General features: G+C 64.0%; 13 protein-coding genes. 10 read left to right on the top strand and 3 right to left on the bottom strand.

Features of this window, described 5'->3' with window-relative positions; all coding sequences use genetic code 11:
- Positions 1 to 104: 104 nt before the first annotated feature.
- From ACQY4T_RS21825 to ACQY4T_RS21800, 6 genes are all read left to right on the top strand, one after another.
- The gene (locus ACQY4T_RS21825) at positions 105 to 1,154 is read left to right on the top strand and encodes an MBL fold metallo-hydrolase (RefSeq protein WP_428534971.1); all 1,050 of its coding nucleotides are present in this window, start codon (positions 105 to 107) and stop codon (positions 1,152 to 1,154) included.
- Between the two features lie 402 nt (positions 1,155 to 1,556).
- Positions 1,557 to 2,462: an AEC family transporter gene (locus tag ACQY4T_RS21820; protein WP_428534969.1), complete on the top strand. Its 906-nt coding sequence runs from the start codon at positions 1,557 to 1,559 to the stop codon at positions 2,460 to 2,462.
- 457 nt (positions 2,463 to 2,919) lie between these two features.
- Complete coding sequence (locus ACQY4T_RS21815; protein WP_428534967.1) at positions 2,920 to 3,948, top strand: LLM class flavin-dependent oxidoreductase; 1,029 nt, start codon at positions 2,920 to 2,922, stop codon at positions 3,946 to 3,948.
- 3 nt (positions 3,949 to 3,951) lie between these two features.
- Positions 3,952 to 4,746, top strand: a complete 795-nt coding sequence (locus ACQY4T_RS21810; protein WP_428534965.1) for an N-acyl homoserine lactonase family protein — start codon at positions 3,952 to 3,954, stop codon at positions 4,744 to 4,746.
- A 9-nt stretch (positions 4,747 to 4,755) separates the two neighbouring features.
- Positions 4,756 to 5,259, top strand: a complete 504-nt coding sequence (locus ACQY4T_RS21805; protein ID WP_428534963.1) for an OsmC family protein — start codon at positions 4,756 to 4,758, stop codon at positions 5,257 to 5,259.
- 27 nt (positions 5,260 to 5,286) lie between these two features.
- The gene (locus ACQY4T_RS21800) at positions 5,287 to 5,571 is read left to right on the top strand and encodes an RES domain-containing protein (protein WP_428534961.1); all 285 of its coding nucleotides are present in this window, start codon (positions 5,287 to 5,289) and stop codon (positions 5,569 to 5,571) included.
- A 154-nt stretch (positions 5,572 to 5,725) separates the two neighbouring features.
- On the opposite strand, the gene ACQY4T_RS21795 is transcribed toward ACQY4T_RS21800, so the two are convergent.
- Positions 5,726 to 6,166, bottom strand: coding sequence for a CopD family protein (locus tag ACQY4T_RS21795; protein ID WP_428534959.1), 441 nt, complete (start codon positions 6,164 to 6,166; stop codon positions 5,726 to 5,728).
- A complete protein-coding gene (parA, locus tag ACQY4T_RS21790; protein ID WP_428534957.1) occupies positions 6,163 to 6,765 on the bottom strand; it encodes a ParA family partition ATPase in 603 nt (200 codons plus the stop codon). Before parA ends, ACQY4T_RS21795 begins: the two co-directional genes overlap by 4 nt.
- Before the next feature lie 415 nt (positions 6,766 to 7,180).
- Between parA and hisI the strand changes: the two genes are divergently transcribed.
- Positions 7,181 to 7,603, top strand: coding sequence for a phosphoribosyl-AMP cyclohydrolase (gene hisI / locus ACQY4T_RS21785; RefSeq protein ID WP_428534955.1), 423 nt, complete (start codon positions 7,181 to 7,183; stop codon positions 7,601 to 7,603).
- Positions 7,596 to 8,576: a CobW family GTP-binding protein gene (locus ACQY4T_RS21780; protein WP_428534953.1), complete on the top strand. Its 981-nt coding sequence runs from the start codon at positions 7,596 to 7,598 to the stop codon at positions 8,574 to 8,576. The genes hisI and ACQY4T_RS21780 overlap by 8 nt, the downstream gene beginning before the upstream one ends.
- A gap of 28 nt (positions 8,577 to 8,604) precedes the next feature.
- Here ACQY4T_RS21780 and ACQY4T_RS21775 read toward each other — a convergent pair whose 3' ends face one another.
- The gene (locus tag ACQY4T_RS21775; protein WP_428534951.1) at positions 8,605 to 9,453 is read right to left on the bottom strand and encodes a DUF2189 domain-containing protein; all 849 of its coding nucleotides are present in this window, start codon (positions 9,451 to 9,453) and stop codon (positions 8,605 to 8,607) included.
- A gap of 202 nt (positions 9,454 to 9,655) precedes the next feature.
- Here ACQY4T_RS21775 and ACQY4T_RS21770 point away from each other — a divergent pair, with 202 nt between their 5' ends.
- Positions 9,656 to 11,287 carry a hydantoinase B/oxoprolinase family protein gene (locus tag ACQY4T_RS21770; RefSeq protein WP_428534949.1) on the top strand — a complete coding sequence of 544 codons (1,632 nt, stop codon included), beginning with the start codon at positions 9,656 to 9,658 and terminating at the stop codon, positions 11,285 to 11,287.
- Positions 11,288 to 11,603: 316 nt separating this feature from the next.
- Positions 11,604 to 14,546 (top strand): bifunctional YncE family protein/alkaline phosphatase family protein, encoded by a 2,943-nt coding sequence (locus ACQY4T_RS21765; RefSeq protein WP_428534947.1) that lies wholly within the window; start codon positions 11,604 to 11,606, stop codon positions 14,544 to 14,546.
- Positions 14,547 to 14,610 lie beyond the last annotated feature (64 nt).

The raw sequence follows: 14,610 nt of genomic DNA, 5'->3' as shown, positions 1-14,610 counted from the left end.
TGGTTATCTCCTACGTTGAGGGTTGCGAGAGGAATTTGTCTCGCGGGCTGACTGGGTTTGCCGGTTGTCGCCGGCACCGGGTTGGTTTCATTACGGAGGTTGCAGTGATCTTCCGTCAGCTTTTCGATGCGGGTTCGGGCACTTACACCTACTTGCTGGCCTCGCGCCGGGGTGGGGAGGCGTTGATCGTCGATCCGGTGCTGGAGAAGGTGGACCGCTATTTGTCGCTGATCCGGGAACTGGACCTGCGGCTGGTCAAGGCGGTCGATACGCATCTGCATGCCGATCACATCACCGGTCTGGGGGCTCTGCGTGACAGCACGCGGTGCATTACCGTGATGGGTGAGCAGTCCAGCGTCGATGTGGTGTCGATGCGGGTGGCGGATGGCGATCGGTTGCGGATCGAAGGGGTGGAGTTGGAGGCGATCTATACGCCGGGCCATACCGACGATTCGTATAGTTTCCAGATGCGGGACCGGGTGTTCACCGGCGATACGCTGCTGATCCGCGGCACCGGGCGGACCGATTTCCAGAACGGCTGTCCGCGGGCGCAGTATCATTCGATCTTCGACCGGCTGTTGCGGCTGCCGGAGGAGACGATGGTGTTTCCGGCACATGATTACAAAGGCGATACGGTCAGCACGATCGGCGAGGAGAAGCGCTGCAATCCTCGGCTGCAGGTGAAGTCGGTGGATGAATATGCCGCGCTGATGAACGGGCTGAAGCTGTCCAATCCGAAGATGATGGATGTGGCGGTGCCGGCCAACCAGCGGCAAGGGCTGGCGCAGGAGGAGATCGCGCGGCTTGGCTGGGCGTGCAGCGCGGCTCAGGCGCGGGCGATGGTCGGTTGCAAGGAGACTGTGCTGATCGATCTGCGGGAGAAAACCGAGCGGCTGAAGCATGGCTCGATTCCGGGGTCGCTGCATGCGGCTTATTCGGACCTGGAGCAGAACATCCAGCCGGGTGGGATGCTTTACGAGCTGGCGGTGGCGACCGAGCGGCGGCTGTTGTTTTACTGTGCGTTCGGTGAACGCTCGGCGATGGCGGTGCGGGCGGCGCATGAGGCCGGGTTGGAGCAGGCCAGTCATATTCAGGGCGGGATCGATGCGTGGAAGCAGGCGTTTCCGGTTGACCCTATGCTAAGCCACGGATAACGCGCCCGCTCGACACGGCGGATTGGGCGATGACCGCGCCTTCCGAGGTTCGATTTTCGGTATCGGCTGAAGTCTAGGTCCGCAGCGGCAGGTGGAGAGAGGCCGCCGCTAACTGCCTGTGACGGGCTCTCGCCAGGCGCCTCGCGAGTCGCTTAACCAAGTCCTCGACCTGAACGATGCGGGGAGCGCCGGGATCGCGCGACCAAGAAATGTCTAGCCATGCGCGTTCGGTCGCCACGCCACGAGGAGGATTGGCTTAAGCAGATACCGGCATCACCATGGCGTGATGCCGACCGCGGGAATATCCTTCGAAAAAATCTAGTCATGAGCTTCACGTTTTGCTCACGGTTGGTGGGACATGTCATCCGCCCCGGATGTGAGCTTGGCGATGGGGGGACGTTCATGACCAATATTGCTGTTCTCGCAGTGTGCATGTTGGCTGGTCTAATCTTGCGCCTTACCGGCCGGGCGCCGGTCGACGCTCATGTTTCGCTCAACGTCTTCATCATACACGTTGCATTGCCGGCGATGATACTTCGCCAGATACACGGGCTACCGCTCGCGCCTGACTTGCTTTTTCCCATCTCGATGCCCTGGCTGCTGTTTGGGCTGAGCGTGCCGGTATTCACTCTATTGGGGCGCGCGGTTATCTTTCCGAATAGCGTGGTCGGTGCTTTGATCATGACGGCGGGATTGGCCAACACTTCATTCGTTGGCCTGCCGATGATCGAGACCTTCTATGGCAAGCAGGACTTACCGACTGGAATTCTGATCGACCAGCTCGGCTCGTATTTGGTGCTTGCCACGGCGGGGATCGCCGTGGCCTCGTTCTACTCCACTGGCGTGACATCGTGGCGAGTAATGGGCAAGAAGATCGTGACATTCCCGCCATTTATCGCGCTTGTCTTGGCATTGGCTCTGTCTGCCGTAAAGTATCCGTCATGGTTGGATGGGCTATTTCTTCGGCTCGGTGATACGCTTGCCCCATTGGCATTGGTTTCGGTCGGGTTGCAACTACGGCTTGATCAACTGAAGGGATATCGGTTCGCGCTCGTTACGGGCCTGGGCTTCAAGTTGATTGTCGCCCCCATGCTGCTTGCCCTGCTGTATTTTGGCTTGCTGTCATGGCGCGGCGAAATTCCGCGGGTCACGATCTTCGAAGCGGCGATGGGGCCGATGATCGGTGGGGCAATCGTTGCGATGCAATATGGGTTGAGCCAACCAGTCGTGACCCTGATGGTAGGCGTAGGAATCGCATTGTCATTCGTGACCTTACCACTTTGGTATCTCGGATTGGCGCTGATTTGATGAGTTTGCGCTCGCGGTCAAAGCTCCGCGTCCGCTTCAAGGACGTTCAGCGCAGTTGCGGTTGATATGATCTGAGATCGGATGCGCATACCTGCCGGCTGGCAGGGTCATCGCACTTGGATTTTCTGTCGGCGCTCTTCGCCGGACGCGGCGTAGACCGCGAGAAGCGGTTTGCCACCGCCGATGCACACTGATGCAGGCCGATAGGAGTTACGCTGAAAACTGGGGTTCGAACACCTTGCATATCCCTTCCGCATCCGGGGTTCCGGCATCGCGCGTTCGAGGCAAATGCAAATGCCTCGTGTCGGCTGGCGTGTCGGCTGGACAAGCCGCCGACCGGCGAGTACGACTCGGCGATTGTGGGGAGAAACCTCGTTATGCCGACGATCGTGCGTGGCGGTGGGTCGGAGCGTCAGCCTCGGGCGCGCGCGCCGGCGGGACAAAGACCGAGGGGGTCATGAAGCTGGGTGTGTTCGACCACATGGATCGCGGCCAGGTGCCGCTGGACCGATTCTATGAAGAGCGGCTGAAGCTGGTCGAGGCGTATGATCGCGCCGGGTTTCATGGCTATCATGTCGCCGAACACCATGCCACGCCGCTGGGCGTGGCGCCGGCCCCCGGCGTGTGGCTGGCGGCGGTGGCGCAGCGCACAAGGCGGCTGCGGTTCGGGCCGCTGGTGTATCTGCTGCCGCTGTATCATCCGATCAAGCTGCTGGAAGAGATCTGCATGCTGGATCAGATCAGCGGCGGGCGGCTGCTGCTGGGGGTCGGCCGCGGCATCTCTCCGATCGAGCTGCGGTATTATGGTCTGGACCCGGAACAGACGCCGGCGATGTATGCCGAGGCGCTGGATGTGCTGTTGCGCGGGATGACCAGTCCGGTGCTTAATTTCGAAGGCCGGTACTACAATTTTTGTGACGTGCCGATGGAGATGACGCCGTTCCAGCTTCCGTATCCGCCGCTGTGGTATGGGCTGGGCCGAGCCGAGGCGGTGCCGTGGGCGGCGGCCAACAAGGTCAATATCGTCGGCAACCTGCCGGGGGCGGGGATGCGGGCGCTGACCGATCGTTACAGAGCCGAATGGGATGCGCTGGGCAACGATCCGGCCGACCTGCCGCTGATGGGCGTGGGGCGGCATGTGGTGGTGGCCGAGACCGAGCGGGAGGCATTGGAGATTGCTCGGCGGGGCTATGACAAGTGGCGGGCCAGCTTCCTGAAGCTGTGGATCGCGCACGACATGATGCCGTCGGCGCATGCGATACTTCCCGAACGTTTCGAGGATGCCGAGGCGCAGGGGCGGGCGGTGGCGGGGACGCCGGACAAGGTGCGCGATTTCCTGCAACGGACGGTGGACGAGGCCGGGCTGAACTACCTGCTGTGCCGCTTCGCGTTCGGCGACATCACCGGCGACGAGGCGTTGAACTCGATCGATCTGTTCACCCGGCGGGTGATGCCCGACATCAACGCGCACCAGGAGGCGGTGTAGGCGATGACGGCGGAATACGAATTGTTCGCCTTGCGTTACGCCACGCGTGAGGCGCGTCGGGGCGAGCACTTCATCGGCGGCGATCCGCATGACGGGCCGATGCCGATGGACTACTTCGTGTGGGTGGCGCGCAACGCCGACCGCGCGGTGGTGATCGATATCGGCTTCACCGCCGAAAGCGGTGGCAAGCGGGGCCGCAGGCTGGAGCGCTGTCCGATCGATTCGCTGGCGCTGCTGGGGGTGGATCCGGCGACGGTGCAAGACGTCATCCTGACTCACATGCACTATGACCATGTCGGTAATTTCGACAAGTTTCCGGTGGCTCGGTTCCATCTGCAGGAGCCGGAGATGCACTTCGCGGTCGGCCGCTACATGCGCCATCGGCAACTGGCGAAGAGCTTCGAGCCGGACGATGTCTGCGGCATGGTGCGGCTGAACTTCGACGGCCGGGTGGTGTATCACAACGGCGCCGCGGAGGTTGTTGATGGCATCGGCGTGGTGCCGACCGGCGGGCACTCGGCCGGGCTGCAGTTCGTCACGGTGAATACGAGGCGCGGGGTCGTGGTGCTGGCGTCCGACGTGACGCATTTCTATGAGAACATGGAATCCTATCGGCCGTTCACGGTGGCGCTGCATGTCGGCGACATGCTGGAGGCGTTCGATACGCTGCGCGCGCATGCCGCTTCGGCGGAGTTGATCGTTCCGGGTCATGATCCGCTGGTGATGCGGCGTTACCCGCCGCCCTCACCCGAGCTTGACGGCATTGTAGTCCGGCTGGACGTGCCGCCAGCGCAATAAGGAGCCATCATGAACGCTGACGAACTGCGCGCCATTCAGGCGCCGTTGAAGCAAGCTTATCGTGACCGGCCGGAGACGGGTCGGGTGGTGTCGCGGGCGGAGGGCAGTCTGGATGCGAACGACATCGCGGTGAGTGTCGATGCCTGGCATGGCACGGTGGTTGCGGGGCTGCACAAGGCGGGCGGTGGGTCGGGGGAGTTGGCTTGTTCGGCGGACATGTTGCTGGAGGCATTGGTGGGCTGTGCCGGGGTGACGCTGCGGGCGGTGGCGACGGCGATGGGCGTCACCGTCCATAGCGGCAAGGTGATTGCCGAGGGGGTGTGGGATGCCAGGGGCACGCTGGGCGTGGATCGTGCGACGCCGGTGGGTTTGAGCGAGGTCACCGTGCGGTTCGAAGTGGACTGCGACGCGGATGCGGCGAAGCTGGAACGGATGATCCAGACCACGGAGCGGTATTGCGTTATCCTGCAGACGTTGAAGGCGCCGCCGAAGATCGCGATGGAGATTGTCTGAGGTAGGGCGGCCGTTGGGGTGTAGCCGATGCGCCCGGCAGAGGGTACCGCCCGCAAGCCGAAGCGGCGGGTCGGCGTGGGTTCGATCCCGCCTTGCTGCCGGGTTGGGACGATCCGCAATACTTCGATCGCGCAGGCGTTCGGTCGATGCTGGAACGAGGCTAGACGGTCGGGTTTATTGGTGGTGCCGTCCGTGGTCACCGGCGGACGCGATACGAACGTGGTGGTCAATCCCCGGCATCCTGATGCGATCCTGATCTCGGGTGGGCAGGAGAAGGGGGTGGCGCTCGAACGGCGATGGTTCGGCACGTGAGTTTGCAGACGAGGGCGAAATGATTCGGCGTGCCATCGTGGTGGTGCTGGACGGGCTGCGGCGCGACATGGTCGGGCCGGATACGACGCCGGCGCTGCATGCGTTCTGCGTCGAGGCAACCGCATCCGGTCGGACGGCCTCTGACAGTGGGTTTCTAGAGCAATCCCGCAACCACGACAGCGATCAGGCCCAGTATCAAATTGGCCCCGATCAGCGTCCGGATGCGACTCAGGCAGGAAGCCATCCTGGCACGATCAGTGGTACGGCGGAACGTGCGGTATGGGCCAAAATACATGGCCAGAAAGACAGCAGCCATCAGCAGACCCAGCGCCAGCATCGCGTGGACCTGCCAGGGCGCATGAGCCATCCCGCCGACATAGGGGAGCATGGCGAATCCGGTGAGAATGATCACCGGCATGGCGTGCCACACGATCAGGAAGAATTTTCTGAACACCTGTGTATCCACGAGCATCCGCTGAGGTAGCTCGATCGCTGCAAAATTAGGTCGCAGCACGACCTGGACAAAAAACAGTCCACCCACCCAAAACACTGCACACAAAAGATGCAGCACTTTAAGACCCGCAAAAAGCGTCATTCCAGCATCTCCAGCAACTCGCTCAGCAGCGCACCTAGCTCATTTGCCGCGATCGAGCGAGGGGCGGTCTCGCTGACCGCCAGCCCACTGGCGAAGGCGATGGCGAAACCTGTCCGGTTGCCGATCGTGGCCGTCAGTAGTGGCTTGCCGCCGCGCTGCAGCAGCGTGGTCACCGTCTCCCGCAACTTGCCGGAGGGCGGCACGCGGTTCAGAACCATTGCGGCTTTGCGTTTCTCAGCGGCGACCAGTTTCAAGGTACCCTCGGCCGCCCAAACATCAGGCGGACTTGGCTGCATAGGAATGAGCACGAGGTCGGCGCTGCGTATCGCCAGGCGGGCATCGGTATCAACCTGCGGCGGGCTATCGATGACCACAAAATCGTGGTTCGCTTTGAGACGATCCAGCTCACCGCTTACCCGCCAGCCCGAAACGTTTGAAAACGTCAGCTTCGGAGCAGTTTTCGGTCTTAGTTCGTGCCAGCGGGTCAGGGTATGCTGGGGGTCAATATCCAGTAGCGCGACCTTTCGCGAAGCGACGAGTGCGACGCCTAGGTTTGCCGCCAGGGTCGTCTTGCCGGTGCCGCCTTTCTGCTGGGCCACTGTGATTACGATCGTCATGCGACCCTACTCCGTGCCGGTGTCGCGCTACAGTTTCAGTAAATCTGATTCCAAGATAGTAGCTGCGCGGCCAGATCGCCGGACAGGTCGCGACTCGGCTGCCCGCGCTTTGTCCGTGCCAGCCGCTCCGTTTGCCTGTATCTCACGCCAGACATCGCCACCATCATTTTAATATAAGAATGACTTAGAACGCGCCTTCTCGCAATCGCCCATGTAGCTCAGTTCACTCCGCCGCAGCCGCGCTGACGCGGCGACAGTCGATGTCCGGCGCAGTCTCCCCGGACGCATCCGGCACCCGCCAGCATGAATGTCCCCCGTTCCCCGCCGCAACCACCCATCAGCACCTGCACAATCAGGACGCTTGGCGCCGGACCCACCCAGCCCCAAGATAACCCCCATGACCCAAGCCATTCCCCAACCAGCCACCGCCGACGCCGTGCTGGACGCGCTCCGTTTCGATCCCGCCGGCCTGGTCCCCGCCATCGCCCAGCAGCACGACAGCGGTGAAGTGCTGATGCTGGCCTGGATGAACGCCGACGCGGTGCGCGAGACCCTGGCAACCGGCCGGGTCTGCTACTTCAGCCGCAGCCGCGGCCGGCTGTGGCGCAAGGGCGAAAGCTCGGGCCAGACCCAGCACCTGAAGCAACTGCGCATCGACTGCGACGGCGACACCGTGCTGCTGCTGGTGCACCAGGTGGGCGTCGCCTGCCACACCGGGCGGCGCAACTGCTTCTTCCGCGCCGCCCGCGATGGCGCCCTGGTTGAAATCGCCGCGCCTACGGTCTCCCCCGCTGCGCTCTACGGCCACGGAAATGGCTGAGACCACGCCGGTCACCGTGCTGACCGGCTTCCTCGGCGCCGGCAAGACCACCCTGCTGAACCACTTGCTGCGCCAGCCGCAAATGGCCCGCGCCGCCGTGATGGTGAATGAATTCGGCGACATCGGCCTCGACCACCTGCTGGTGGAAAAGCTCGACGACACCATCGTGCTGCTGAATGCCGGCTGCCTGTGCTGCACGCTGCGCGGCGACCTCGCCCGCGTGCTGCGCCAGATGCTGCCCCGCGCCCGCCGCGACGAGATCGGCCGCATCGTCATCGAAACGACCGGCCTGGCCGACCCGGCGCCGATCCTGGCCACCTTGACGACCGATCCGGTCGCCGCCGCCGCCTATCGGCTGGACGGCATCGTCACCGTCATCGACGCAGCCAACGGCACCACCCATCTCGACGGCCACGAAGAGGCGGTCCTCCAGGTCGCCATTGCCGACCGCATCGTCATCAGCAAGGCCGACCTGGCCGATGCCACCGAACTGCGCCACAGACTGCGGGTGCTGAACCCCGGCGCGCCGATCGCCGAGGCCGCACACGGCCGGGTCGATGCCGCATTCATCCTAGACGCCGGCCTGTTCGACGCCAACGTTGCCGCCGCCGCCTTCGACCTCGCCCCCGACCCTCACCCCCACCACGACCCCAACCGCCATGACGCCAGGATGAGCGCCTTCTGCGTCACCCTGCACGACCCGCTCGACTGGGCCGTCGTGACAAGCTGGCTGGACACGCTGATCGCCTCACGCGGGCAGCACCTGCTGCGGCTGAAAGCAATCCTGAACCTGAAAGCTCACCACCGCCCGGTCGCCGTCCACGCAATTCGGCATCTGATGCATCCGCCGGTCGAACTCCCCGCCTGGCCGGCGGCCGATCCGCGCACCAGCCGGATGGTGTTCATCACCCGCGACCTGCCACGCGCCGTCCTCGAACAAGACCTGCAAGCGTTGTTGGCCGCCGGCGGGTAGGGCGCCCCCGCCGGCGCCAGGAACTAGGCTACCGAGCGACCGCGCGTCTATACAGATGCCATGTGGCATGTCCCAACACCGGCATCACGAACACCAGCCCCAGCAGCAGCGGAATTGACCCGATCACCAGGCCGGCGGCGATGATCCCGCCCCAGGCCGCCATCGTGAGCGGATTGCGCATGACCACCGTCATCGACGTGCGCACCGCCGTCTCCAGCGATACGTTGCGGTCCAGCAACAGAGGAAACGACACTACACTGATCGTCAGCGCCACCACCGCCAGCACGAAGCCGGTGCCGATCCCCATCGCCGCCATCAACCGCCCAGGCCGCGTGAACACCACATCATGCACAAAACCGCCCACCGAGGCCGGCACCTCCGGCCCAAGCGTCAGATTGTAGATCACGCTCGACGCCACCAGCCAGCACAGGAACATCACGATCAGTACTGCGCCCAGCATCAGCACGCCGCCGATCGCCGGTGAACGGAACACGCTGAACGCATCCGCCAGCCCGGCGCTCAATCCCTGCTCACGCCGCCGGCTCATCTCGTTCAGTCCGACCGCGGCCAGCGGGCCGATCAGCGCGAAGCCCGACGCCAGTGGAAACACCAGCGGCATCAGCCCATACCCAGACGCCACCCGCGCCAGCAGCAGCCCAAGCAGGGGATAGATCACGCACAAAAAGATCAGATCGGTGCGCGAGGAACCAAAATCCTCCAGCCCCCGCGCCAGCGCCCAGCGCAGATCGGCGATGTGGATCCGCCGCACCGCGGGCATCCCCGGTGCCGTCTCGGTCCATTCCGGACCAACCCTCGTCATCGACTGGTAGGCTCGGCTGACTACATCCGTACCCCAGCCTGGCGGTGTCTTGATCATGGCGACGCCTCCTTCGAATTTTCATTCTCAGGCCGCTCGCCGTCGGGCGCCGCTTAACCGATCGCCAAACGAACGAAGTCGCGGCCATCACACATGATCATGGGCGTTTTGCGCGCAAAGCGCGATCACGAATCCGGCATCACAACCGGCTTCCCCGCACGCCCGGGATGCGCCACCGCCCAGCATGCGCCACCATCGCGCCATGACCGATCCGATCACCATCGCTGTGCTGCAGCACCGCCTTGCCGCCATCGCCGAGGAGATGGGCGAGGCCATGCTGCGCACCGCCTACTCGCAGATCCTGAACTCGTCGCGCGACTTCTCCATCGCGCTGATCGACGCTGAGTGCCGCCTGGTGGCCCAGGCCGACCACATCCCGGTCCATGTCGGCGCCATGCCCTGGGCCGCCAAGGCGGTGTCGCAGCGCTTCCCCGACCCTGCCCCGAACGACGTCTACCTGCTCAACGACCCCTACCGAGGCGGCTCGCACCTGCCCGACCTTACGGTGTTCGTGCCGATATTCGCCGCCGGCAAGCTGATGTTCTGGTCGGTGGTCCGCGCCCATCACTCCGACATCGGCGGCGCCACCCACGGCGCCTACAACCCCGCCGCCACCGAGATCTGGCACGAGGGCCTGCGCTTGCCGCCAATGCGGCTCACCGAAAACGGTGTGCTGCGCGAAGACCTGCTGGAGATGCTGGCGCTCAACGTCCGCCACCCGCGCGACTTCCGCGGCGACCTCGCCGCCCAGATCGGCGCCGGCCGCCTTGGCGCCCGGCGCCTGGCCGAGGTGATCGGGGAATTCGGCGCCGACATCCTGCACGATTCGGTGGATGCCATGCTCGACGCCGCCGAACACCATGCCCGCCAGATCGTCGCGCAATGGCAAGACGGCGAATATCTCGGTGAAGCGGTGCTGGACGATGACGGCTTCGACGCCACCGACATCGTCATCCGCGCCCGGGTCCGCAAATCCGGCAGCGATGTGGTCGTCGACCTGACCGCGTCCGATCCGCAGGTCACCGGCTTCGTCAACTCCTCCCACGCCAACACCCAGTCCGCCGTGGCGATGGCGTTCGCCTTCCTGCTCGATCCCGACATCGCCAAGAACGCCGGCGCGTTCCGCCCGCTCAGCGTCATACTGAAACAAGGCACCATCGTCTGGGCCAACGAAGGCGCCCCGGTCACCATGTGCACCAGCCACTGCTCCAACGAGATCATCGAGGCGATCATCGTCGCCCTGGCGCAGGCTTGCCCAGACAGAGCCATGGGCGGCTGGGGCCGGCGGCTGCGCATCGCGCTGAACGGCACCGACCCGCGCACCGGCCGGCGCTTCATCTGGCACATGTTCCAGGCTCGGCCTGGCGGCGGCGGATCGGCGGCTGGGGACGGCTATTCCACCATCGGCGAGTGGCACTCCGCCGGCGGCATCAAGTTCGGCAGCATCGAGGTCGCCGAAACCCGCTTTCCGCTGCTGTTCGAAACCCACGAATACCGCCCCGGATCGGCCGGCGACGGCCGCTTTCGAGGGGGCACCGGCGGCGACATGCGCCTGCGCGTCGAGGCCAAGGGCATCACCCACGCCAATACCGCCGGCGAGGGCGTGGTCCACGGCGCCCGCGGCATCGGCGGCGGCCATGACGGCGCCCCGCACGACTACACCCTGCTGGCGCCCGACGCCGCGCCGCAAAAGCTGAAAAGCAAGCAGATCAAAGTCCCGGTGCCTGGAGGCAGCGTGATCCACGTCCGCTCCGGCGGCGGCGGCGGCTGGGGCGACCCAACACTGCGCGACCCCGCCGCGCGCGCCGCCGACCAGGCCGAGGGCCTGACGTGATACAATCAAATCCGCGGGTCAGCAGGCGGACCGCTGCAAGGCCGCTAAAGTTGCCGCGGCGTCTCTCGGTGGTTCGGCGGCCGGCTGCGCGAACCTGAGCTGACCAGCGGAAGACCCGCTTCGTCGTGACCTGCTGCTTTTACCGACGTCATCCGATGTAATCATAACAATCAAGACTCTGTGAGAACATTCAGGAAGTCCGCCATCTCAGGCGCGATACCGGGGTCCGAGATTACATTTCTTTAAACTGACTTCTTTCCGCCACGGACAGCTTGGCCCGCGACTGTCATGCACAGCGCGAAGATTGTGTTGCAACATGGGGAAAGAGATGATGCTGGCGAATGCTCGGATGCTGAGGGCAGGCTTACTCGTTACGACCATGTTGGCTGCGCCGCATTTTGCGCGCGCCCAGGTCGATACACTTGTCGATGGAAATAACGGCACGCTTCCACTGCCCACCGGCCAGTACGTGACACCAGTCGCACCGCTGACCAATGCGGTTCAACAGGACCTCAATCCGGGCCTGCCCGCCTACCCGAAATACGTCGCCGGTGCGGCGGTGCGATCACAACTGAGTCCGGATGGCACCACGCTGGCAATAATTTGCGCCGGCTACAATACGCTGTACGACACCACCGGCACCGTCGATAAGCCAAACTCGACCCAGTATATCTTCCTCTACAACGTCGCGGGCGCCAACAAGACCTCGCCGGTTCTGGCCCAGGTGATCAAGCAGCCGAATGCCCATGTCGGCCTCGTCTGGTCGCCGGACGGCACCACGCTCTACGGCACTGGCGGCAACGATGATGCGGTCTATGCCTATACCAAGACCAACGGCACCTGGTCGCAATCGGCAAAGATCGCCCTGGGCCACATCCCCAGTGGTGCCACCGTCGGCGTCGGCGTTGGCGGCGGCGTCGAGCCCAACGCCAGCGGCCTCGGCATTTCCGCTGACGGCAAGACGCTGGTCGTCGCCAACAACTTCAACGACTCGATCAGCGTGATCGACACCGCGACCAAGACGGTCCGCTACGAACACGATCTGCGGCCCTATTTCGCCAACAACGAGGGCGCCAGCGGCGTCGCCGGCGGCGAGTATCCGATCGCGGTCGTCATCAAGAACAACGGCATCGCCTACGTTTCCTCGAACCGCGACCGAGAGGTCGTGGTCGTCGATATTTCCTCGCCGACGGCAGGCCACCTGGTCACCCGCATCAAGCTCGACGGCAACGCCAACGGATTGACCTTCGACAAGACGCAGTCGAAACTTTATGTCGCGCAGGATAACGCCGATGAGGTCGCGGTGATCGACACCGCGCAAAACGCAGTCACCAACGAAATCGACGCGCGCGCGCCGGCGGGGATGTTGCCGGGCCCGCACTACACCGGCGCTTCGACGTTCGCCGTAACGATCTCGCCGGATGGGCAGACGCTGTACGCGGTCAACGACGGTTCGAACTGCATCGCGGTGATCCCGCTGCAAGGCCCGGGTGCCAACACGGTCACCGGCCTGATCCCGACCGCCTACGCGCCGAAGGACATCACCTTCAGCTCCGACGGCAGCTGGATGTATATCGTCAACGGCAAGAGCGACACCGGCCCGAACCCTGGCCATCTGATGAGCAACACCGCCCTGATCACGCATCTGACCTATCCGGGCGGCAACAAGGCCGCCGCCGCGGCCGCGACGGCGACCAACCAATACCAGTTCCAGCTCGAACACGCGACGCTGGTCAGTGCCCAGGTTCCCAGCAGCTCAGACCTCGCGGACGTGACCGCGGCGGTGGCGAAGAACAACCTCTACAGCCTCCCGGCCAACCAAAGCGACGCGGCGGTGATGGACTTCCTGCACAACAGGATCAAGCACGTGATCTACATCGTTAAGGAAAATCGCACCTTCGATCAGATACTCGGCGACCTCAACAACGGCGCGGACGCCGACCCGTCGCTGACCCAGTTCGGCAGGAGCATCACGCCAAACTTCCATCGTCTGGCGACCGACTTCGTCACGCTGGACAACTTCATGGATCCCTCCGACGGCAGCATGGACGGTTGGTCCTGGTCGATGCGCGGCCGCGTCACCAGCACCGAGGAACTGACGCAGCAGATCAACTACGCCGCCGTCGACCGCGGTCTGTCCTATGAAGGCGAGGGCTCTAACCGTAACGTGCCGGTTGGTCTCGCGACCGCGGACCGCGACGCAGCCACCAAAGGGGCGTTCACCTCCGCCTCGGCGAAGCTGCCCGGAGGCACCGACAATCTGCTTCCCGGGCCCGCCGATGTCGCCGCCACCGACGCGCCGTTCGGCACCCAAGAGGGCTACATCTTCGACTCGGTCTTGCACGCTGGCCTGACAGTACGGAACTACGGCTGGATGGTCGACAATATCGGCGCCACAACGACCAGCGACGGCAATCCAATCGAGAACGCGGGTGTCGCCGGCATCGTCCAGGCCGCCGAGGTCAGCCCGACCCTGGTGCCGTTGACCGACGTCTACTTCCGCGGCTTTGACCAGACCTACTCCGACCAGTGGGACGTAAACGAGTGGAGCCGCGAGTTCGAGGAGTACATCAAGGCTAACAATCTTCCCAGCCTCGAAACCGTCCGCCTGAGCCACGACCACACCGGCAGCTTCAGTACCGCGCTCGCCGGGGTGAACACGCCTGATACCCAAGAGGCCGACAATGACCTCGCCGTCGGCCGTCTGGTTGCGGCCGTGGCGCATAGTCCCTACGCCGACAACACCTTGATCATCGTGACCGAAGACGATTCCCAGGACGGTCCCGACCACGTCGACTCACATCGCTCCACGACCTACATGATCGGGCCATACGTGAAGAAGTACGCGGTCATCAACACGCGCTATAACCAGGTGAGCGTGCTGACCACGATCGAGGATATCCTTGGCGCGCCGCACCTCAACCTGAACACTGCCTATCAGGCCCCGATGGCTGACGTGTTCGACGTCACCTCACCCGGCAAATGGAACTACAATGCGGTTGCCTCCAAGATTTTGAAGACCACGACACTCGCGCTGGCCGACACCGGCGTTCGCTACGCTGACGGCCCGGACATCCTGCCAAGACACGACGCGGCTTACTGGGCCGAAAAGACGCGTGGTTTCGACTTCTCGGGTGAAGATCGCGTGCCGGTCGATCTCATGAACGAGGTCATGTGGGACGGGCTGATGGGCGGCAAGCCTTACCCGACGCATCGATCGGGCATCAGGATGGGCACCCTGCGCGCAAGCAACAGGTAGATCCAACAATCCGGCGGCTGCGTCAGCCGCCGGAGAAGATTTGGCGCCATACGGAGCGGACGCC

It is taken from the genome of Rhodopila sp., from assembly GCF_965277825.1.
In the GTDB taxonomy this organism is placed as follows: domain Bacteria; phylum Pseudomonadota; class Alphaproteobacteria; order Acetobacterales; family Acetobacteraceae; genus Rhodopila.
The sequence above is the reverse complement of the archived record's forward strand: the minus strand, read 5'-3'. Positions and strand labels throughout refer to the sequence as shown.